15 protein-coding genes are annotated in these 21,684 nt (G+C 71.4%); 9 read left to right on the top strand and 6 right to left on the bottom strand.

The window, feature by feature from the left end:
- Positions 1-308: 308 nt before the first annotated feature.
- On the top strand, positions 309-1,001 hold the full coding sequence (locus R7226_RS26140) for a hypothetical protein (RefSeq protein WP_318600329.1): 693 nt from the start codon (positions 309-311) through the stop codon (positions 999-1,001).
- Between the two features lie 22 nt (positions 1,002-1,023).
- On the opposite strand, the gene R7226_RS26135 is transcribed toward R7226_RS26140, so the two are convergent.
- The 3 genes from R7226_RS26135 to R7226_RS26125 form a co-directional block, all read right to left on the bottom strand.
- On the bottom strand, positions 1,024-1,974 hold the full coding sequence (locus R7226_RS26135) for an ATP-grasp domain-containing protein (RefSeq protein ID WP_318600328.1): 951 nt from the start codon (positions 1,972-1,974) through the stop codon (positions 1,024-1,026).
- A gap of 111 nt (positions 1,975-2,085) precedes the next feature.
- The gene (locus R7226_RS26130; RefSeq protein WP_318600327.1) at positions 2,086-2,727 is read right to left on the bottom strand and encodes a GNAT family N-acetyltransferase; all 642 of its coding nucleotides are present in this window, start codon (positions 2,725-2,727) and stop codon (positions 2,086-2,088) included.
- Positions 2,728-2,774: 47 nt separating this feature from the next.
- The gene (locus tag R7226_RS26125; RefSeq protein WP_318600326.1) at positions 2,775-4,235 is read right to left on the bottom strand and encodes a metallophosphoesterase family protein; all 1,461 of its coding nucleotides are present in this window, start codon (positions 4,233-4,235) and stop codon (positions 2,775-2,777) included.
- Between the two features lie 91 nt (positions 4,236-4,326).
- Between R7226_RS26125 and R7226_RS26120 the strand changes: the two genes are divergently transcribed.
- The 3 genes from R7226_RS26120 to R7226_RS26110 all read left to right on the top strand — a co-directional run bounded on the left by R7226_RS26120 (position 4,327) and on the right by R7226_RS26110 (position 7,748).
- The gene (locus tag R7226_RS26120; protein ID WP_318600325.1) at positions 4,327-6,300 is read left to right on the top strand and encodes an outer membrane protein assembly factor BamB family protein; all 1,974 of its coding nucleotides are present in this window, start codon (positions 4,327-4,329) and stop codon (positions 6,298-6,300) included.
- 75 nt (positions 6,301-6,375) lie between these two features.
- On the top strand, positions 6,376-6,939 hold the full coding sequence (locus R7226_RS26115; RefSeq protein WP_318600324.1) for an RNA polymerase sigma factor: 564 nt from the start codon (positions 6,376-6,378) through the stop codon (positions 6,937-6,939).
- Positions 6,936-7,748, top strand: a complete 813-nt coding sequence (locus R7226_RS26110) for a hypothetical protein (protein WP_318600323.1) — start codon at positions 6,936-6,938, stop codon at positions 7,746-7,748. The genes R7226_RS26115 and R7226_RS26110 overlap by 4 nt, the downstream gene beginning before the upstream one ends.
- Positions 7,749-7,835: 87 nt before the next feature.
- Here R7226_RS26110 and R7226_RS26105 read toward each other — a convergent pair whose 3' ends face one another.
- The 3 genes from R7226_RS26105 to R7226_RS26095 all read right to left on the bottom strand — a co-directional run bounded on the left by R7226_RS26105 (position 7,836) and on the right by R7226_RS26095 (position 17,046).
- Complete coding sequence (locus R7226_RS26105; protein WP_318600322.1) at positions 7,836-8,489, bottom strand: hypothetical protein; 654 nt, start codon at positions 8,487-8,489, stop codon at positions 7,836-7,838.
- Between the two features lie 11 nt (positions 8,490-8,500).
- A complete protein-coding gene (locus tag R7226_RS26100) occupies positions 8,501-8,968 on the bottom strand; it encodes a hypothetical protein (protein WP_318600321.1) in 468 nt (155 codons plus the stop codon).
- Between the two features lie 296 nt (positions 8,969-9,264).
- Positions 9,265-17,046, bottom strand: coding sequence for an Ig-like domain-containing protein (locus R7226_RS26095; RefSeq protein WP_318600320.1), 7,782 nt, complete (start codon positions 17,044-17,046; stop codon positions 9,265-9,267).
- Between the two features lie 253 nt (positions 17,047-17,299).
- Here R7226_RS26095 and R7226_RS26090 point away from each other — a divergent pair, with 253 nt between their 5' ends.
- From R7226_RS26090 to cydB, 5 genes are all read left to right on the top strand, one after another.
- Positions 17,300-17,809, top strand: coding sequence for a phage tail protein (locus R7226_RS26090; RefSeq protein ID WP_318600319.1), 510 nt, complete (start codon positions 17,300-17,302; stop codon positions 17,807-17,809).
- 8 nt (positions 17,810-17,817) lie between these two features.
- The gene (locus tag R7226_RS26085) at positions 17,818-18,333 is read left to right on the top strand and encodes a phage tail protein (protein ID WP_318600318.1); all 516 of its coding nucleotides are present in this window, start codon (positions 17,818-17,820) and stop codon (positions 18,331-18,333) included.
- 12 nt (positions 18,334-18,345) lie between these two features.
- On the top strand, positions 18,346-18,867 hold the full coding sequence (locus R7226_RS26080; RefSeq protein ID WP_318600317.1) for a phage tail protein: 522 nt from the start codon (positions 18,346-18,348) through the stop codon (positions 18,865-18,867).
- Between the two features lie 123 nt (positions 18,868-18,990).
- A complete protein-coding gene (locus R7226_RS26075) occupies positions 18,991-20,463 on the top strand; it encodes a cytochrome ubiquinol oxidase subunit I (protein WP_318600316.1) in 1,473 nt (490 codons plus the stop codon).
- A gap of 51 nt (positions 20,464-20,514) precedes the next feature.
- Positions 20,515-21,684: cytochrome d ubiquinol oxidase subunit II (gene cydB, locus R7226_RS26070; protein WP_318600315.1), on the top strand; the 1,170-nt coding region annotated here is incomplete at its 3' end.

Here is a 21,684-nt window from a genome sequence, read left to right as displayed (position 1 = left end):
GGCCGCGGCCCCGCCAGCGGGTCGCGTCGGAGAAGGGCCGCCGCCGGCGCGCGGCGCGCGCTCCAGCGTCGGCAGCGGCGGGAGCGGCGCGGACCGCCGCCAGCGGCGCGGCAGCGGCATCCGGTGCGGGAGGCGCGGCATCGGCGCCAACCTACGCGACGAGCCGGGCGAGGATGTGTCGAAGCGGTGCGCAGCCGTCGCGGCCGGTCACCCGCAGAGGTGTGACGCCACTGCGCCTGATCACGTAACGACCGACACGACATTGCGTATCTTTTGACACAAACGTTGCCTCGACGGAGGAGGTGCCCATGTCCAGAGTCGATCACGTCAACCGGCTGATCGCCGGAACGTGCATGGTGTTGTCGCCGTTGCTGCTGCTCGCCGCCGCGATCGTGCTGCCGGATCTCGATCGCGACGCGCCCGCGCAGCTCGCCGCGATCGCGGACGCGACCGACCGCTGGCTGATCTCGTCGCTGCTGGTGCTGGGTGCGCTCGCGCTCGCGGTGCCCGCGGTGCTGGGGCTCGCGCACATGCTGCGCGAGCGGCAGATGTGGATGGCGACGATCGGAGCCGGCGTCGCGCTGGTGGGGATCCTGGCGTCGGTCGGCGGCGTCGCGATAGCGCTGGTCGCCTGGCAGATGGTGGACGGCGGAAGCGCGATCCAGATGGCGGCGCTGCTCGATCGCGTCAACGACTCGGCGGCGATCTGGATCCCGTTCACGCTCTGCGCCTTCGGCGTCGGCGCCGGGTTGCTGATGCTCGGCGGCGCGCTCGCGATGTCGGGCCTGCTGAGTGCGCCGATGGGGCTGCTGATCGCGGTCGGCGGGGTGCTCGCGACGATCGGCTATCCGCTCACCACGCCGCTGCTGATCCTCATCGGCGCGGCCTGCCTCTGCCTCGGCCTCGGCCTGACGGGGGTGATGGTCCTGCGCGAGACCGACGAGGACTGGGCGCACACGCCTGAGTTCCGCGGCATGCGCGGGATCGCCGGCGCGCACTGAGCGTCGTCGTCGCGGTCGGCGCTCAGGCCCCGGCCGCGGCGGCGACCAGCCGCGCGAAGCGCTCGGCGCTGCCGGGGACGGCCTCGAAGTAGAGCGTCGGCTCGACCAGCTCCAGCTCCATCAGCCAGACCTCGTCCGCCGGCCCCGCGACGAGGTCGACGCGCGCGTACAGCAGCTCGTCGGCGGCGACGCACGCGAGCGCCTGCATGGCGACCTCGCGCTCCCGCTCGCCTGCCTCCTCGGCGGTCGTGACCGCGCCGAAGTTCGGCTGCACGCGGAACTCGCCGGCCGCCGGCCGCTTGCGCACGACGTGGCTCAGCTCGCGCTCGAAGAAGACGAGCGACAGCTCGCCCGCGACCGGCAGCGACGGGACGAACGGCTGCACCATCGCGATGCCGTCCTCCGCCAGCTCGGCGAGGTGACGCTGACCGTCGCCCCCGGGGTCGCCCGGCGCGACGCGCAGCAGTCCGGAGGAGCCGAGCCCGATCGACGGCTTCACGATCGCCTCGTCACCGTCCCAACCGCGCGCGGCGAGCAGCGCGGCGAGGTCGGGGGAGGGGAGAGCGCCCGCGCCGCCGGCGGCCGCATCGCCGGGCGCCGCGCCCGCGCCCGCGGCCGCGCCGGCACCGTCCGTCCGCTCGACCCACGTCGTCGGCACCGTCGGCACGCCCTGCTCCGCAAGCGTCCGCAGATAGGTCTTGTCGGTGTTCCAGGCGATCGTCGCGGCGCTGTTGAGCAGGCGCGTCTCGCGCTGCACACGCGCGGCCCAGTGCACGAAGGCGTCGCGGCGCAGGTGGTAGTCCCACGGCGAGCGCACCAGCACGAGGTCGAACGACGACCAGTCGGCATGCCCGTCGCTCCAGGCCAGCGGCACGACCTCGACGCCGAGCGCGCGCAGTGCCCGCGCGAGCAGCTCGTCGTCAGGATCGAGCACCAGCAGCTCGGCGCAGGTGGCGAAGGCGACGCGCGTCATGCAGCGCGACGATAGCGCTCCTCCGCGCACGCTCGTCACGTCGTGTCGCGCCCACCGCGTCACACGCCGACGGCGGCTGCGCGCCGGCTGCGCGCCCGGCTTCCCGCCCCGCTACCGCGGCTCGCGCCACATCAGCCACGCCCGCGGCCCGCGCGGCAGCGTGACCACCTCGGTCACGCGAAAGCCGTGGCGCGCGTAGAAGGCGACGTTCTCCTCCTTCGAGGATTCGAGGTAGGCGCCGATGCCGTCCTCGTCGCAACGCTCCAGCACCGGCGCCAGCAGCGCCGAGCCGATCCCGCGCCCCTGCGCGGCCGGATCGGTGCCGAGCACCGCCAGGTACCAGTGCGGCGGCGTCTCCGGGTGACGGCGCTCGATTCCCGTGAAGCCGTACATCACCAGCGGCAGCCGCGGCAGCAGGCGCGGGTGGACGAGCGAGCGCGCCAGCCGCACGTCCTCACGCGCGCTCGTGCGCCACAGCTCCGGCGGCAGCCACAGCGCTCCGCCGAGCACCCCGTCCTCGACCCAGATCTCGTCATGCCGCAGCACCTGCCGCAGGCGAATCGCGTAGAAACGCTCGAGCACCGACGGTCGCACGCGCTCGGAAGCGCACGCCCAGCGCGCGATCGGGTCATCGTGGAAGGCGCTCGCCAGCGTCCGCGCGAGCGCCGGCAGGTCGGCCTCCGTCGCGCGGCGAACGGCCGGCCGCGCGCCGAGCGGAGCACGCCCGACGCGGCGCTCCCCGATACCGCTCACATTTTCAGGAGATCCCATCCAGCGCGACCCTACAGGGCCGCCCGCGGTCATCGCGACCCTGAAGCGGTGCTCGAGAGGTCGAGCCGCTCGTGGCGCGCGGTCGCGTCGCCGTTGCCGGGATCGACCGTCACGAGGTCGGCGGCGAGCGGCTGGAACGACGGTCTCAGCGCGTAGCGCAGCTGCGCGACGCCGATCGGCTGCGACTCGGCCAGGTTGCCGGTCCCGCCGCCGCCGGCGGTGCCGCCGTTCAACACCACCACGTTGCGCTGCGTTCTCAGCTCCTGCTCGTGCGTGTGACCGACGAGGAACGCGATCGGATGATCCGGCGGGCGCTCGGCGAGGCCTCTCAGCACCGGTTCCAGCAACGCCGGCTCGTGCACCATCACGACGTCGACGCGCGCCTGCAGCGGCGCGAACCAGCGCGCGAACGCGTCCTGCAGCTCCTGCGTCGTTCTCGGCTCCGGCCGCGCACCTCTCTCCCTGCCCGGCTCGCGCCGCGTGAAGGGATCGTCGTAGCCGGCGACGCGCAGCCCCGCGACGTCGACCACCTGCGCGCCGTAGGAGCCGTCAGGCAGCAGCCGGCCCCAGCGCGTCAGCACGATCGCGCCGGCGCGGGCCAGCGACCGCTCCAGCGTCGCCGAGTCGTGGTTGCCGGTCACGAACACGGTCGGCTCGCCGATCGCGGCGACGTCGCGCGTGACGCTCGCCTCCAGTGGCGTTCCGCGGTCGGTCAGGTCGCCGGCGATGAAGAGCGGGCCGCCCGCCGCGATCCGTCGCAGCGTCGGCAGCACGAGCACGTTGTTGTGGACGTCGGAGGCGAGCGTCAGGCGCGGGCCGCCGCTCGGCAGCGTGCCGCGCTCACCGGGCGCGAGCACGAGCCGCGCCAGCCCGACCAGCTGCGCGTCCAGCTCCTCGCTGAGCGTTCCGACCGAGCGGTTGACGGTCTCCAGCGCCTGCAGCGCCTGTGGGATGTCGGCGCCGTGCGCGAAGTAGGTCGGGTCGTCGAGCGCGCCGCGCGGCGGCAGCAGCAGGCCGACCGCGGCGGTCCCGATCAGCGCGGTGCCGGCGGCCGTCGTCAGCAGCCAGCGGACGCGCGGGCCGCGGCGCGCGCGCACGGCGAAGGCGGTCACGCCGCCGGCCAGCAGCGAGGCGACGAGCACGACGACGACCAGCGCGCGCAGGTAGTCGCGGATCGCGTCGGTCGCGGCGGCGCGGACCTGCTGCACGTCGACCGTCCGGTTGCGCGCGATCCGCTCGGCGGCAGCGCGGTCGATCCGGCGCACGTCGATCCGCAGCTGCACCGGCAGCCGCACGGCGCCGAAGCGGACGCCCCAGTCGACCAGCGGCACGTAGATCCCCAGCGCCCCGTGCTCGCCCGGCTGGACCGACAGGCGGACCGTCGCGACCGGCAGCTCCTTGTCCTGGCGGAACGTCGCCAGCGCGAGCACGCCGCCGGCGAGCGTCGCCGCGACGACGAGCAGCAGCGCCAGCGCCGCGCGCAGGCGCATGCCGCGACGACCGCTGGGCCGGCGCGTTGGCGCGTCAACCGATGGTCGATCGGGAAGGCTGTTCTGGTCGTTGTTTCCGGAGGAGGAACGCATGGACGGATGTGGCGGTCGTCTCCAGGGTGGCAGGCGCCACCTGCTGCTCGTGGGGCTGCTCGCGGCGCTCCTGTCGATCGCCGGTTGCGGGGGAGACGACGACACGACCGCCAGTCGCACCACGTTCGTCGCCGGCGGCAGCGGCACGAGCGAGAGAGGTACGTGGGCTTACCCGAACGGCGACGCCGGCAACACGCGCAAGGCTGACGGGCCGATCAACTCGTCGACCGTCAGCAGACTCGGCGTCGCCTGGACCGTTCCGATCACGGCGGCCGGGACCTTCGGCGGCTACGCCTCGACGCCGATCGTCGTCGACGACACCGTCTACACGCAGGACCTCGCCTCCAACGTCCAGGCGATCGACCTCGAGAGCGGCGAGGTCAAGTGGGAGACGAGATACGACTCGCCGAGCGTCGGCCCCAACGGCCTCGCCGTCGGCGACGGCCGCGTCTACGGTGGCACCGGCGACTCGGCCTTCGCGCTCGACCAGGCGACCGGCAGAGAGCTGTGGCTGCTCAGACTGACGCGCAACGAGAGAGAGGGCGTCGACATGGCGCCCGGCTACATGGATGGGATCGTCTACATCTCGACCGTCCCGGGCAACGCGAGAGGCTTCTACAGAGGCGACGGCGTCGGCATCCTCCACGCGCTCGACGGCGAGACCGGCCGCAGAGTGTGGAGCTTCTACACCGTCCCGACGACCCTCTGGGACGCCAGACACGTCGACATCAACTCCGGCGGCGGTCTCTGGCATCCGCCGGCCTTCGACGAGGAGGGCAAGATCTACGTCGACGTCGCCAACCCCGCGCCGTGGCCCGGCACGGAGGAGTTCCCGTGGGGTCAGAGCCGGCCGGGGCCGAACCTCTTCACCAACTCGCTCGTCAAGCTCGACGCCTCCTCCGGTGAGATCGAGTGGTACCAGCAGGTGCTCCCGCACGACCTCTATGACTGGGATCTGCACCTGCCGCCGGTGCTGACGGAGGCAGGCGGCAGAAGGATGGTGCTGTCGTCCGGCAAGGGCGGCTACGTCTACGCCTTCGACGCCGACAACGGCGACAGACTGTGGAGCAGAAGCGTCGGCGTCCACAACGGCCACGACAGAGACAACGAGCTGGCGCTGGCGGGCAGATACGAGATGCTCGAGACGCCGGTCACGGTCTATCCCGGCGTGCTCGGCGGCGTCGAGACGCAGATGGCCGTCGACGACGGCGTCGTCTTCGCCCCGGTCGTCGACCTGCCGACGCGCTTCGAGTCGCAGGAGAGAACCAGACTCGACATCGCCGCCGGCAGAGGGCAGATGGTCGCGCTCGACGTCGAGACCGGCGAGCAGAAGTGGGTGCACAGATTCGCGACGCCGCCGTACGGCGCGGCGACCGTCGTCGGCAGCCTCGTCTTCACGACGACCTTCGACGGAATGCTGTGGGCGCTCGACACCGCGACGGGCGAGATCGTCTGGCAGGAGAGACTGCCGGCCGGCACCAACGCGACGATCGCGATCGCCGGCGACACGCTGCTGACGGCCGCCAGCTTCCCGCAGGGTCCGGGGCAGAAGGCGCAGGTCATCGCCTACCGGATCGGCGCGACCGGCAGAGCCGAGACGGGCGGCGGCGAGGCGCAGCCGACCGGCGGCGAAGAGGAGAGAAGAGAGGAGGGCGGCGGCCAGACCACCGAAGGCGGTGGTGGCGGCGGTGGCGCCGCCGACCTCGCCGCCGGCAGAGCGATCTTCGAGCAGCAGTGCGCCGGCTGCCACACGCTCGCGGACGCGGGCGCCAGCGGCACCGTCGGCCCCGACCTCGACACGTTGAGACCGGATGCCGCGACCGTCGATGAGAAGGTCACCAACGGCGGCGGAGGGATGCCGGCCTTCGGCGGACGGCTGTCGGCGGAGGAGATCAGATCGGTCGCCGACTACGTCGCCGCGGTCGCCGGACAGGGCGGCGGCGGTGGCGGGGGAGGCGGCGGCACGCCGTAGCCCGCGACGCGATTCGCCGCACCAGATCATGGTGCGGCTGTCACAGCCGGGAGCCATCGGCAAGGTATCTCGTAGATGGCCGACTCCCGGAGCGACGACGAGCTGCTGAAGGCATCCGTGCATGACGCGGATGCCTTCGCCGTGTTCTATCGCCGCCACGCTGAGGCGGTCCTCGCGTACCTGCGCCAGCGCACGGGCGACGTCGAGACGGCGGCCGACCTGACCGCTGACGTCTTCGCCGGCGCCTTCGCGGGCCGGCGGCGCTACAAGCCGCGCCGCGAGCCGGCGCGCGCATGGCTGTTCGGCATCGCCAACAACCTGCTGGCGATGAACCGGCGCAAGCAGCGGCGGGCGCTGGCGGCACGTGCCCGTCTCGGCATCCCGCGGATCGAGTTCCAGGACGAGGAGCTGGAGCGGGCCGAGGCGCGCCTCAGCGCGCTGTTGCAGGGAAACCCCTTGACTGCGCTCGTCGACGACCTTCCCCCCGAGCAGCGTGCCGCCGTGCTCGCACGGGTCGTCGACGAGCGCGACTACGACGAGATCGCCCGCGAGCAGGATGTGAGCGAGGCACTGATCCGCCAGCGCGTGAGCCGAGGTCTCGCGCGCATCGGCGGGAGCCTGCGGGAGGGCAGAAGATGACCGAAGTGCTCGACACGATCGAGCGTGAGCTGCTGGTGGCGATCCGCCGCAGCAATGCGCGCCGCCGCCGGCGCCGCACGCTCGGAATATTCAGCGGCGCCCTCTTCGGCGTCGCGGCGGTCGCGGGCGGCGGCGTCGTCGCGACGGTCTCCGACACCCCGATCGAGCAGGTGCTCGGCGGCGGTGGCAGCGCGTCGGACAGCTTCAAGCTGGCCGTCGGGGAGCGGCCGGTGAGACTCGCGGCCACCGACGCCGCGGGGACCCCGTGGACGGTGACGATGTACAGATCGCAGGACGAGTGGATCGTGCTCAAGGCGCTGCCCGACGAGACGGTCGGACGGGTGCCGGACACGGTCGGCCGCAGCCCGCTCGCGATCGCGACCGAGCTGCTCGACGGCCCGCTGCTGTCGATCGGCCCGGTCGCCGCGACGCGCGGCGCGGTCACCTCCTACCTGCTCGTCGGGCAGGTCGAGGCGCAGGTGCGCACGCTGTCGGTCACGCTCGGCGGACGCAGCCTGCCGGCCGAGCTGTCGGCGAGCGGGCTGCGGGCGCCGATCGAGCCCCCGCCCCCGGAGGACGTCCTGCCCGAGGGCCGGAAGATGCTCGAGCAGGTCGGCGACGCGCTCGAGCTGCGCTCCTTCGCCGTCACGGTGCCGGCCGGCGCGATCGAAGCCGGCACGCGCGAGATCGAACCGACCGTCACGACGAAGCTCGCGGACGGCACCGTCAGACGCGAGCAGACCTGGCCGCTGTGCGTCTCCGCGAGCTGCGGCTTCCGACCTTACGAGCTGCCGGACCAGGACGGGTAAGGGGAAGGTCCCGGCCGGCCCCCGGGAGGGGCCGGCCGGGAGCCTGTCGTCACCGACCCCTTGCGGAGGCGGTCGGCCGGGGCGCCGTCACCATGCGCCGTCAGCCGGGAACTCGAACGACTCGGCTCCCTCTGGGCCCGTCCACGTCATGCCTCTGGGCCAGTCGTCGGTCTCGACGTCGAAGAAGTTGTCGGTCACCGTCACCGCCACTCTCGTCCCGTCAGCTTCGATCAGCACGATCGAGCTGGTGTCATCTCCGGCGATTCCCCAGACGTGGAACGGCTCACCGTAGCGGCCGTTGACCCCCGGCGCCAGGCCCGTCACCGTCAGCCGCGCGACCGACGGGCAGGCGACCGCGCCGGTGCGGAAGGCGCAGACCGCGGTTCCGTCGGCCGACGGCGCGATCCACGCCCGCTCGGCGCCGGGCGCGACCTCGCGCGCGGCAGCGAGCTCGACGGCCCCGTCGGCGAACAACGGCTGGCTGCGGATGCTGGCCGGCACGGCGTCGGCGGCTGCCTCCCGCGGTTCTTCGAGCACCTCCAGCTGCTCGCGTGCGAGGCTGCGCCACTGCGCGGAGGTGAAGCCCGGCACTGGACCGACGCGCGGCGCCGGCGCCGCGAGCGCTGGGCTCCGCTCCGGTTTCGGGTCGGCTGGCGCCGTCGTCGTGAGCGCGGCGGTCGTTACGGCGGTGGCGCAGCCGCCGAGGACGAGCAGGCGGAGGATCGTTGCCTTCGGTTGCATGATCATTCCCCTTACCAGTAGCCGTGTCCGGAGATCGTTCGGCCCGACGCGTACGTGTGATTCACGTACAACGTGAACTGGAGGGCGTCCTGGTCGTCGCAACTCGCGGCGAAGCATGCGCGGGCGAGGTCGAAGGAGCAGCCGGAGAAGTAGCCGGTGCCGACGACGCAGACGAATGCGTCCGGGCTGCCGTCGTCGGAGGCCGATCCCCAGCCCCAGTCGATTCTCGAGCCGCCTCCGTACGGGCAGTTCGTGCCGCTTCTGATCGAGCCGCAGTTCCATATGTCGTGGGACGAGTAGCCGTTTGCCGGCAGGCAGCCGGAACCTCCGGTGGTGCAGTCGGCCGAGGCCGGTGCGGAGGAAGTCGCGAACGCAACCGCCGTCAGCAGCGCCGTCAGCGATACGGCGCGGCGCAGGTGGGACCGCAGCGAGCGTTTGCCCGCGCAGTCATGGGTATCCAGCACGATGGTCCCCCTCATCGAATGGTGAGCAACTTTTTAGTTATTGAGCCCGTCTCTATCCAAACGCACGGCGGGCGTCGCCCCGCTCGATCTCTAATTATTTAAAGATCGAACTTTATTTAGCATGTCAACCGACGATTGCGCTGTCAAGCACCTTCGTGCGCATCGAAACAACGGGGTGCGAGCGTGGCGCCCGGGCAGCGCGACGCGGCCCGCGCCGTCAGCGGCTGCGGGGCCCACCGGACAAAAAACGGCGCCGCTCCCGGATCGGGAGCGGCGCCGCTTCAGAGGCGCTGCCGGTTGTCAGCCGGCGGTCACGGCGTCGGCTGCACGCACGCGCTGCCGCCGTTGACGTAGCCGGGGCCGCTGCCGGGCGTCGTCACGATCTCCGAGCTGAACGTGTTCTGCGCTCTGAGGAAGTTCGTGATCGCGGTGAAGTCCTGCGCACCGCCGGCGTAGCCGGGGAGCCGGACCGTGTTCGCCGGGAAGTCGTGGAAGACGTTGAGGTCTCCCGCGAACGGCCCGCTGCCCGTCAGCGTGTTGCCTCTCAGGTCGAGGCATCTGTCGACTATCGCGTTCGGATCGGCGACCTCGCTGAGGAAGCCGGCGAACGTTCTCACCTGGCCGGGCTCGGTGACCGTGTTGCCGGTCACCGTCAGGTCGACGTCGACGGTGCCGTTGTCGCCGGCACCGTCCTCGCCGCTGGTCGCCGCGATCCCGTACTGGTTGTACTGACGCACCTGGTTGTTTCTGATCGCCGCGACGTGTCTGCCCTGGCCGCGCGCCTCGACGACGATGCCGGAGCCGACGCGCGCGCCCGATCTGACGACGCCGGTGATCCCGACGACGTTGTTCTCGATCAACCCGTCGGCCGTCGCGATGCCGGTGCCCTTCTGCACGTAGATGCCGTTGTCGGCGCCGCTGACGGTGTTGTTGTCGATCTCGTACGTCAGTCTCGCGCCGCTGCCGTTGCCGCTCGTCTGCGCGAGCAGGGCGACGTTGCCGCTGACCTGGCTGGCCTGGCCGTTGGCGAGTCTGCTGTCGGTGACGGTCAGGTCGCTGGTGGCCGTGTCGGTGACGACGTGCTGGACGAGGTCCTCGCGCGACGATCTGAACTGGCTGTCGTCGATCGTCGTTCTCGCCGACACCGTCCCGCGCGCGGCGACGAGGAGGGCGTTGCCGCCGAGCGTGGAGCTGTTGGCGCCGACGTCGATCGTCTGCAACGTCAGGTCGAGCGCCCCTCTCGTCGCGTTGACGTGGACGTTGTCCTCGATCGCACCCGAGATCGCCGACGAGCTGATCCCGGTCGTGCCGGTCGGGTCGGTCATGTAGACCGAGCCCTCGTCGAGCCCGTCGTTGGTGCCGTTGGTGCCGTTGATCGTCGAGCCGTCGAGGCTGAAGGCGTCAGCCGAGACCGTTCGCACCGCCCAGCCGTCGTTGTTGCTGAGCGCCAGCGATCTGAGCGTCGTGCCGCTGGCGGCGTTGACGTACACGCCGATGCCCTGCGTCGTGCCGTCGGCGCCTCTGATGTTCTGGATCGTGCCGCCGCTGCCGGCGCCGCCGGTGCCGGTCACCGCGAGGTTGCCGGTCGCGCCGGTCGTGTCGAGCACGATGCCGTTGGCGGCGCCGTTGGCCGCGACCGACTGGAAGGTCGCGTCGGCGGCGCCGATCGTCGTGTTGGCGATCCGCAGCGGCGTGCCGGTGCTCGACGCGATTCTGTTGCCGCTGCCCGTGACCGACACCGTGCCGCCGCCGGTCGCGTCGAAGCCGCGGCCGCTGGTCGTCGTGATGCCGAGGCCGCCGCCGTTGAACGCGATCGCGTGGCCGGTGTTGCTCGTGAGGCTGACGCCGGTCGCCGTCGTCGTCGTGGCGGTCGTGGTGCCGCTGAACGTCGTCGTGCCGCCGCCTCTGTTGCCGGAGACGTCGATGCCGACGGAGCCGGCGCCGGTCGCGCTGACGGTGTCGAACGTGACGCTCGGCGCCGTGTTGTTGCGGATCGCGACCGCCGTGCCGCCGCTGTTGGAGACGTTGGCGGTCGAGGCGCCCGGCAGGCTCAGCCCGGCGACGGCGTCGGCGAGGAAGCCGGTGCCGCCGCTCGCGCTGACCGTCACGTCGCCGAACGCGATCGAGCCGGTCGTGTTCTGCAGCGCGACGCCGCCGGCCGGCGTGCTCGTCGCCGAGACGGTGTCGAGCGTGCCCGACAGCGCCGTGCCGGCGACGTCGACGGCACGGCCGCCGCTCGCTCTGACGCTGATCGTGCCGGCGCTCGTGAGGTTGAGCGTGCCGGCGCCGCTGGCCGCGAGGCCGGTGCCGCCGGTCGTGTCGATCGTGGTGTCAGCGACGTCGAAGCTGCCGCTCGTGCCGCTGAGCGCGAGGCCGCCGCTGCTGCCCGTCACTCTCACGTCGTTGATCGTCGAGCCGGCCGTCCCCGCTCTGCCGGAGATCGCCGCGCCGCCGGCCGCGCTGACCGCGAGGCCCTGGACGGTGCTGCCGGTGGCGAGCGTGACGCCCGCGCCGGCCGCGTTCCCGATCGACGGCCGTCTGGCGCTCGCGCCGTCGTAGAGCGTGTCGCCTCTGACGACGAGGTCGACCGCCTCGCCGAGCAGCCGCTCGTTGGCGTCGAGCACGGCGCCGGCGTTCTGGCCGGTCGTGCCGCTGCCGGTGTGCACGAAGATCGTGTCACCGGCGCCGGAGGCGGCGGTCGCCTCCGCGAGCGTGTCGAAGGCGTCGCTGGAGCGGCCCGTGCCGCCCGCTGCCTCGGTGTTGTCGACGTACCAGACGCGGCTCGCGAGTCTGATCGTGACGGTGCCGACGTCGGTTCTGTCGCCGTCGGTGACTCTGTAGTCGAAGGAGTCGTCGGTGGCGGTCGTGCCGGTCGGCGGGATGTAGGTGAACGTTCCGTCGCTGTCTATCGTCGCGGAGCCGCCCAGTCTCGACGCCACTCTCTCGGCGACGATCGAGAGCTCGCTGTCGAGGTGGTCGGGATCTCTGTCGTTGCTCTGGACGCTGCCCGTCAGCGTCTTGCCGGCCTCACCGGCCGGGATCGGGTCGCTGACGACGAGCCGCGTGTTGCCGACGCCGTCGTAGCTCTCGTCGACCGCTCTCGGCGCGTCGTTGACGCCGGCGATCTCGATCGTGACCGTCGCCGTGTCGTTGAGGCCGCCGTCGGTCGCGCGGTAGGTGACCGAGTCGGTCACTCTGTCGCCCGGTCTGAGCGCGTCGAATCTGCCGTTCGGGTCGTATCTGAGCGAGCCGTCGGCGTTGATCGTGACGCTCGCCCCTCTCGTCGTCGTGATCGCTCTCGCGACGTTCGCGCCGCTGCCGTCGACCTGGTCGACCGCGAGCACGTCGCCGCTGTCGGGATCGCTGTCGTTGGTGAGCACGCCGGCGGCGGGCACCGTCAGGACGGTGTCCTCGTCGGTCGAGTACGCGTCGTCGATCGCGTCGGGTCTGTCGTTGAGACCCTCGATCGTGAATCTGACCGTCGCGACGTCGCTGCCGCCGTTGGGATCTTCGACTCTGTACGTGACGGTGTCGTCGATTCTGGCGCCCGCTCTGAGCGATTCGAATCTGCCGTTGGGGTCGTAGCTGAGCGAGCCGTCGGCGTTGATCGTGACGAGCGCGCCGGAGGCCGCCGCGAACGTCGTGCCGACGTTGCCGGCGCTGCCGTCGACCTCGGCGACCGTGAGCGTGTCGCCCTCGGCGTCGACGTCGTTGGCGAGCACGCCGCTGCCCGCGGCGACGGTGAGCAGGGTGCTCTCGTCGGTTCTGTAGCTGTCGTCGGCAGCGACCGGCGCGTCGTTGGCGCCGGTGATCGTGAACGTGATCGTGGCGCTGTCGGTCGCTCTGCCGTCGGTGACGCGATACGTGACCGTGTCGGTCGCTCTCTCACCGGCTCTCAACGCGTCGAAGGCGCCGTTGGGGCTGTATCTGAGCGCGCCGTCGGCGTCGATCGTGACGCTTGCGCCTCTGGCGGTCGCGGTCGCTCTGCCGACGTTGCCGGCGCTGCCGTCGACCTGGTCGACCGTCAGCGTGTCGCCGTCGAGGTCTCTGTCGTTGGTCAGCACGCCCGGAGCGGCGTCGGTCACCGTCGTGTCCTCGTCGGTGCTGTAGGCGTCGTCGACGGCGTCGGGTCTGTCGTTGCCGCCGGTGACCGTGACGGTGAGCGTCGCGGTGTCGCTGCCGCCGTTGCCGTCGGAGACGCTGTAGCTGACGGAGTCTCTGACCTCCTCGCCGTCTCTGACGCCGGTGAAGGCGCCGTTGGGGTCGTATCTGAGCGAGCCGTCGGCGTTGACCGTGACGAGCGCGCCTCTCGGCGTGACGTGCGCGGTCCCGACGTTCGCGCCGCTGCCGTCGACCTCGCTGACGATCAGCGTGTCGCCGTCGACGTCGGTGTCGTTGGCGAGCAGGCCCGGAGCCGCGACCGTCAGCGGCGCCGAGTCGGACGATCTGTAGTCGTCGTCGACCGCGTCCGGTCTGTCGTTGACGCCGGTGATGGTGAAGGTGGCGGTCGCGGTGTCGCTGCCGCCGTTGCCGTCGGAGACTCTGTACGTGACGGTGTCGGTCGCTCTCTCGCCGACGCCGAGGGCCTCGAACTGACCGTCCGGGTCGTAGCTGAGCGAGCCGTCGGCGGCGACGGTGACCGTCGCGCCTCTGGCCGTTCTGTACGCCGTCGCGACGTTCGCCGCGCTGCCGTCGACCTCGGCGACCGTGAGCGTGTCGCTCTCGGCGTCGCTGTCGTTGGCGAGCAGGCCGCTGCCGGCGGTGACGGTGAGCGGTGTCGCCTCGTCGGTCGTGTAGTCGTCGTCGGCGGCGACCGGCGCGTCATTGACGCCGGTGATGGTGAAGGTGGCGGTCGCGGTGTCGCTGCCGCCGTTGCCGTCGGAGACTCTGTACGTGACGGTGTCTCTGACCTCTTCGCCCGTTCTCAAGGCGTCGAAGGCGCCGTCCGGGTCGTAGCTGAGCGAGCCGTCGGCGGCGACGGTGAGCGTCGCGCCTCTGGCCGTTCTGTACGCCGTCGCGACGTTCGCCGCGCTGCCGTCGAGCTCCGCGACCGTCAGCGTGTCGCCGTCGGCGTCGCTGTCGTTGGCGAGCAGGCCGCCGCCGGCGGTGACCGTCAGCGGCGTGTCCTCATCGGTTCTGTAGTCGTCGTCGGCGGCGACCGGCGCGTCGTTGGAGCCGGTGACCGTGAACACGATCGTCGCCGTGTCGCTGGCTCTGCCGTCGGTGACGCGGTAGGCGAACGTCTCTCTGACGATGTCGCCGGCTCTGAGCGCGTCGAAGGCACCGTCGGGGTCGTAGCTGAGCGAGCCGTCGGCGTTGACGGTGACCGTCGCGCCTCTCGGCGTGGTGATCGCTCTGCCGACGTTCGCCGCGCTGCCGTCGACCTCGTCGATCGACAGTCTGTCGCCGTCGAGGTCTCTGTCGTTGGAGAGCGCGCCCGGCGCCGGGACCGTCAGGAGCGTGCCGGCGTCGGTCGTGTAGCCGTCGTCGGCGGCCGTCGGGTCGTCGTTGACGGCGCTCACCGCGACGTCGCGCGTGACCGCTCTCGACGGCGTGCCGCCGGCGTCGGTCGCGACGAACTGCACGCTGCGCGCCGCCGTCGACGGCGCCTCGCTCGTGTTGCTGTAGGCGACCGTGCGCAGCGCCGCCTGGTAGTCGGCGAGCGAGGCCGTGCCGGTCAGCGTCAGCGTTCCGGTGGCGGCGTCGTATCTGTCTCTGATCCCGCCGGGCGCGGCTGCCGTCAGCGACAGCACGTCCTCGCCTCTCGCCAGCCCTCTGACGATCTGGACCGTCGCGCCGGAGAGGTTCGCGGAGTCGGCGTCGCCGACCGTGAGGCCGCCGTCGACGACCGTCGCCGGATCGTTCTCGGTGTAGGGGACGGCGCCGCTGCCGCTGAGCGTGACCACCGGCGGGTCGGCGACCGCTCTGACGTTGACGGTCTTGGTCGCCGGGGCGCTCGTGAGCGCGCCGTCGGTCGCGGTGAACGTGACCTGGCGCGGGCCGGCCGTCGGATCTCTGCCGACGGTGGCGTTGCCGTAGGTGATCGAGCGCAGCGCCGCCTGGTAGTCGGCGACGGTCGCTCTGCCGCTGAGCGTCAGCGTGCCGGTCGCGGCGTCGAATCTGCCTCTGATCGCGCCCGTGTCTCTGAAGGCGAGCAGGTCCTCGCCTCTGACGTAGCCGCTGCCGATTCTGGCGACGGCGCCGGTCAGCTGCGGGGAGTCGACGTCTCTGACCGTCAGCGCCGCGTCGACAGCGACCGGCGGCGATCTCTCCTCGTAAGCGGTCACGCCGGCCGAGGTCGTCACGACCGGGGCGTCGTTGATCGCTCTGACGGTGATCGTGACTCTGGCCGTGCTCGAAAGCAGGCCGATGCGCACGCGATAGACGAACGAGTCGGTGCCGGTGAAGTCAGCGTTCGGCGTGTACGTGACGAAGCGGCCGCTGCCGCTCAGGCTCCCGTGCGCGGGACCGCTGACGATCGAGAAGTCGCCGAACAGCTCCTGTATCAGGTCGCTCGCGAGGTCGATTCTGACGGCCGTGTCCTCGTTCGTGGAGACGCTCTTGTTCTGCGCGAACGGCGGCAGCGGGATCGTCTGCGGCGCTGAGCCTCTGCCGGGCGGTGGTCTGGGGAAGTTGAAGAACGACTGCGGGTGGACGCCCAGCTTCTTCAGCGACGAGGATGCGGCGCCGCGGGAGTAGCCCTCGGTCAGCAGCGTCGAAAGGAAGGGGATGCCGGTCGCGGTCGAGGCGTTGGCGCGGTCGACGGCGGTCGGGTCGGCCAGCAGGCCGTCGATGCCGCTGAGGACCCTGCTCGTGAAGGCGAGCTGCGCGGCGGTCGTGCCGCACAGTCTGCGCAGCTCCGGGATGCAGGCGTAGGTCGGCTCGTCGGACTCGCTGGCGGTCATCAGCACGCGCAGGTTCGGCTCGCTCTTGAGCGTCGCGATCAGCCCGCCCGCGTACGGCGCGTCGACCAGCAGCTGCCACTCGACCTGCGGGTGGGCGCGCAGCAGTGCGCGCAGTTCGGCGGCGCGCAGGTCCTGCTGCTCCAGGCGGCCGTCGGCATGCCCGGAGGCGCCGAGGTTGATCGTCGGCTGCCCGCCACGGACGCCGCCGCCGGCGATGAACAGCAGCACGCTGCGACAGCGGTGACCTCTGATCAGGCGCGTCACGAAGGCGGCCGGGCTGAGGCCGTCGCGCGTCGAGTAGCGCGCCGCGACGAACCCTCTGTCGCGCCGTTCGAGGTCGGCCAGCAGGCCGCCGACGGCGGCGCGGGTGCGGTCGACGCTGGCGTAGTCGTAGGAGTTGTCGAGCATGTCGGCGACCGTCACGGCGCACGCGTCCCCGCGCGCGAGTGCGCCGGCGGCGCGGTTGGAGCCGGCGGCGGTCGCGATCGCGATCGGCGCGATCGTGCCGAGCGCGTCACGCATCGGGGCGGCCGTCAGCGTCGTCCACGAGGTCGACGCGGCGGTGGCGGTGGCGCTGGTGCGGGCGCCGCCGGCAGTCTGCGGCAGGCGCTCGAAGGCGCGGTATCTGTCGTCCCGATAGGCGGCGGCGTTGCGCAGGTAGAGCGGCAGCCGGCCGGCGACCAGCGGCGGCCAGTCGAAGCTGCGGCTGACGCGCACGTCGCCGCTGTGGACACCGACGAGCGCGATGCGACCGGGGTGCTGATAGAGCTGGAAGGGGCCGCGGTCCTCGTAGTAGAGCCAGGCCGCCTCGCCGCCGACGCGCAGCACCTCGGGCGCGCGCGTGACGGTCGCACCGGCGCGACGGAGGCGGTCGCGGCGCGCGCTCGTGTTCGGCTGGAAGGCCGAGGCGGAGGTGGTCGCGCGCGTGGCGCCGGCCTGTGTGATCGCCGTTCCCGGCTCCAGCGGCTGGGCGGTGCGGAAGACGATCACGGGCGCGCTGCCGCGGGCGGAGCCGAGCGCGGCGAGCGCCGCGTCATCGGCTCGCTCAGGCGTGATCGCGAACGCCGGCGCCGCAAGCAGCGCGGTCGCGATGGCCGTCACGACGGCCATGCAGAGGATCAGCGCCCCGCGGCGCGCTGCTCGCGCCGTGTCGCGGTCGGCTGCTGACGGATTCCCGGAGACGGTCACGCCGTGTTCCTCCCTGTGCGCCCCGTGGCCCGTGCCACTGCCGCAAGATCGTCGATGTTCGTGAGTGCGCGCCCTGATCGATGCACCCACGTCTGGTACTTCAGCACGAAGTCGCCGGAGGATAGCTCTGCACCTCCTGATTGCGCAAATCCCTGCCAAACATTGAACACGCTTTGCATCCTGAGTGGAACATCTATACGGTGCGTCGCGCAAAACGTCCGGGTGTGTACGGGAGCGAAAAACAAGGGGCCAGATGTCGGAGCCATTTCTCGGCGAGATCCGCCAGATGTCGTTCAACTTCGCGCCCCGGGGCTGGGCGCAGTGCAACGGGCAGCTGCTGCCGATCGCCCAGAACCAGCCGCTCTTCTCGCTGCTCGGCACGACCTACGGCGGCGACGGGCGCGTCAACTTCGCGCTGCCCGACCTGCGCGGCCGCACCGGGATCTTCACCGACTTCGGCCAGCATCCGCTCGGGGAGCGGGCCGGCAGCGAGGCTGTGACGCTCTCACCGCAGCAGCTCCCGCAGCACAGCCACACGCTGTACGCGTCGAGAGCCAACGGCGACGACACCTTTCCGGGCGTGTTCGCCTCGGTCGCCAACACCTACGGCCCGCCGACCAACCTGCGACCGCTCGGGGACGCCCCGACGCAGGGGCCGCCGACGATCTCACCCGTCGGCGCCAACGCGCACGACAACATGATGCCCTACCTGGTCATCAACTTCTGCATCGCACTGCAGGGGATCTTCCCCTCCCAGACCTAGGAGTCACGATGACCCCCTTCGTTGGTGAGATCCGCATGTTCGGCGGCAACTTCGAGCCGCAGGGCTGGTACTTCTGCGACGGTCGGTCGCTGCCGATCTCGGAGTTCGAGACGCTCTTCAACCTGATCGGCACGACCTACGGCGGCGACGGGCAAGAGACGTTCCAGCTGCCGAACCTGATCGCTCGCGCGCCGCTGCACCAAGGCGGCGGCCCCGGCCTCAGCCCGCGCATAATCGGCGAGCTCGGCGGCAACGCGGAGATCACGCTGCAGGCCAACCAGCTCGCCGGCCACACCCACATCATGGCCGCCAGCGGCGACCCCGGCACCTCGCCGAACGCGGCCGGCGCGGTGGTCGCGAAGGGCGCCGCGGTGCAGATCTTCCGCTCCGGGACCCCGGCGAGAGCAACGATGCCGGGGGCGCTCGGGCCCGTCGGCGGCAGCCAGCCACACGAGAACCGCCAGCCGTTCCTCGGCATCCGCTACATCATCTCCCTCTTCGGGATCTTCCCGAGCCCGACCTGAAAGGCGCCTGCGATGACCGATCCATTCGTCGCCGAGATCCGCATCTTCGCCGGCAACTTCGCGCCGCGCGGCTGGGCCTTCTGCTCCGGTCAGCTGCTGCCGATCTCGCAGAACACCGCGCTCTTCTCGCTGCTCGGGACGATGTACGGCGGGGACGGCAAGTCGACCTTCGCGTTGCCCGACCTGCAGGGCTCCGTGCCGCTGCACGCCGACAACGGCGTGCTCGCGCAGGGCGAGGTCGGCGGTAGCGAGACCGTGACGCTGCTGCAGAGCGAGATAGCCAACCACACTCACAACGTCAACGTGAACCAGGTGACGATCGGAAACCTGACCGAGGCGTCGCCGACGACGATCATCTCGACGGCGAGAGGCGGCAACGCGTACACCGCGGCGATCCAGCCGGCGGACAGAGTCTCCATGAACATGCAGGCGGTCACCTTCGTCGGCAACGACCTGCCGCACAACAACCTCCAGCCCTACCTCGCGCTGACGTACATCATCGCCTTGCAGGGCATCTTCCCGCCGCGCTGGTAGCGGCGTCGCGCGTGCCTCGCGCACGCCGCGGAAGGGCCGCGCCCCGGCTCCGTAGTCCCCCGCAAAGGGGGCGCGGAGTCGGGCGGATGGCGGGCTCGAGCGCCGCTCGTAACGTGCGCTGCCATGACCGCCCTGGAGCTCGCCCGACTGCAATTCGGCATCACCACGCTGTTCCACTACATCTTCGTCCCGATGTCGATCGGGCTCGTCGCCTGGGTCGCCTACTGCCAGACGCGCTGGTACCGCACGGGTGATGAGACCTACCTGCGGATGACGAGATTCTGGGGCAAGCTGATGCTGATCTCGCTTGCGATCGGCGTCGTCACCGGCATCGTGCAGGAGTTCCAGTTCGGCATGAACTGGTCGCAGTACTCGCGCTACGTCGGCGACGTCTTCGGGGCGCCGTTGGCGATGGAGGGGCTGGCCGCCTTCTTCCTCGAGTCGACCTTCCTCGGCCTGTGGCTGTTCGGCTGGGGCCGGCTGTCGCCGAAGGTCCACCTCGCGACGATCTGGCTGCTGTCGATCGGCACGCTGCTGTCGGCCTTCTTCATCCTCGCCGCCAACTCGTGGATGCAGCACCCGGTCGGCTACGTCCTCAACGAGACGACCGGCCGCGCCGAGATGACCTCGATCTGGGCGGTGCTGACGAACTCGACGCTGATGTGGGCCTTCCCGCACACGATCCTCGCGGCCTTCACGACCGGCGGCATGGTCGTGCTCGGCGTCAGCGCCTGGAAGATCCTGAAGACGCGGCGCGCGGGAGCTGCGGGCGCGGGCGGTGCGGGCGGCGCGGGCGGTGCCGGCGCCGGCGCGATCGACGCGGTCTGGTCGCGCTCGGCGAAGCTGGTGCTGCCGCTCGTGCTCGTCGCCGCGACGATCACCGCCTTCACCGGTCACTTCCAGGGGATGCTGCTGGAGGAGCAGCAGCCGATGAAGATGGCCGCCGCCGAGGCGCAGTTCGAGACCGAGAAGCCGGCCGCCTTCTCGCTCTTCGCGACCGGCGACCTGGAGCACAACCCCGGACACACGAACGTGAACGTGCGGATCCCGTACGCGCTCTCCTTCCTCGCGACCGGCTCCTTCACCGGGGAGGTGAAGGGGATCAACCAGATCCAGGCCGAGGAGGAGGCGAAGTACGGCCCCGGCGAGTACGCGCCGGTCGTCGCCGTCACCTACTGGTCGTTCCGCGCGATGGTCGGAGCCGGTTCGGTGATGATCCTCGTCACCTTCGTCGGCTGGCTGCTCGCGCGCCGCCGCCGGCTCGATCGGACGACCTGGTTCCTGCGCCTCGCGCTCCCGGCCGTGCTGCTGCCGCCGATCGCGAACATGAGCGGCTGGATCTTCACCGAGATGGGCCGCCAGCCGTGGGTCGTCTACGGCCTGCTGCGGACCGACGACGCCAACTCGCCGCTCGTCGGCCAGGCCTCGCTGTGGATCACGCTCGTCGGCTACACGCTGCTGTACGGCGTGCTCGCCGGCGTCGGCGGCTGGATCGCCGCGAAGGAGATCCGCCACGGCGCCGAGCGGCCGGCCGACCCGCGCGACGAGGAGCCCGACGGCGCTCCCGTTCGTCCCGATCTCGCCCTCACCTACTGACGCGCGGCTCGCTCGCCGCCTCCTTCCTGACCCCACCGGAGCTTGCCCGCCATGGACCCCACCACGCTCGAGACGATCTGGTTCCTGCTGATCTGCATCCTCTGGATCGGCTACTTCGTGCTCGAAGGCTTCGACTTCGGCGTCGGGCTGCTGCTGCGCGTGCTCGGCCGCGACCGCGCCGAGAAGCGGATGCTGATGCACTCGATCGGCCCCTTCTGGGACGGCAACGAGGTCTGGCTGCTCGTCGCCGGCGGCGCGACCTTCGCCGCCTTCCCGGGCTGGTACGCGTCGCTCTTCTCCGGCGCCTACCTGGCGCTGTTCGTGATCCTCGCCGCGCTGATCTTCCGCGGCGTCGCGTTCGAGTTCTGGGGTAAGCACGACACGCCCCGCTGGCGGGCGACGTGGGAGTGGGCGCTGGTGCTCGGCAGCGCGGTGCCGGCACTGCTGTGGGGCGTCGCCTGGGCCAACATCGTGCGCGGCCTGCCGCTCAACGCCGACCACGACATGACCGGCTCGTTCTTCGACCTGCTGTCGCCGTACGCGCTGCTCGGCGGCGTCGTCTCGCTGGCGCTGTTCACGCTTCACGGCGCGGTCTTCCTGACGCTGCGGCTGGAGGGCGAGGTCGCCGAGCGCGCCCATCGCGTCGCCGCGCGGGTGGCGCCGGTCGCGATCGTCGCCGTCGTCGCCTTCCTCGGCTGGACGCTGGCGGAGCAGGGCGGTGTCGAGTGGCTCTCCGCCGTGCTGGCCGCGGGCGCCGTCGTGCTCGCCGTGACAGTTCCGTTCCTGCTGGGACAGAACCGTTTCGGCTGGGCCTTCGGCGTCTCCGCCGCGACGATCGCGTTCACCTTCTGCGCGCTCTTCGCCGACCTCTTCCCGAACGCGCTGCCGTCGACGACCTCGGCCGCCAACGACCTCACGCTCGCGGGCGCCGCCTCGACGCCGTACACGCTGAAGGTGATGACGGTCGTGGCGGTGTTGCTCGTGCCGGTCATCCTCGTCTACCAGGCGTGGACCTACTGGGTCTTCCGCGCCCGGCTCGGCAAGGCCGACTTCGAGGAGGTCGCCAACCCGATCGACCTCGTCGCGAAGGTGACGGGCGGGACGCCGGGTGGGAGCGCCGGCGCGAGCGGTGGCCGCGGCGGCGCGGGCGGCACTGTGCCCGGCGGCAGCGGCAGTGGCGGCGCGGCCGGCACTCTGCCCGGCGGCAGCGGCGGCGCGGCC

Source organism: Conexibacter stalactiti (genome assembly GCF_033542075.1).
Classification (GTDB): Bacteria; Actinomycetota; Thermoleophilia; order Solirubrobacterales; family Solirubrobacteraceae; genus Conexibacter; species Conexibacter stalactiti.
Note: the sequence above shows the minus strand (reverse complement) of the source record. Positions and strands in the feature narration are given on the sequence as shown.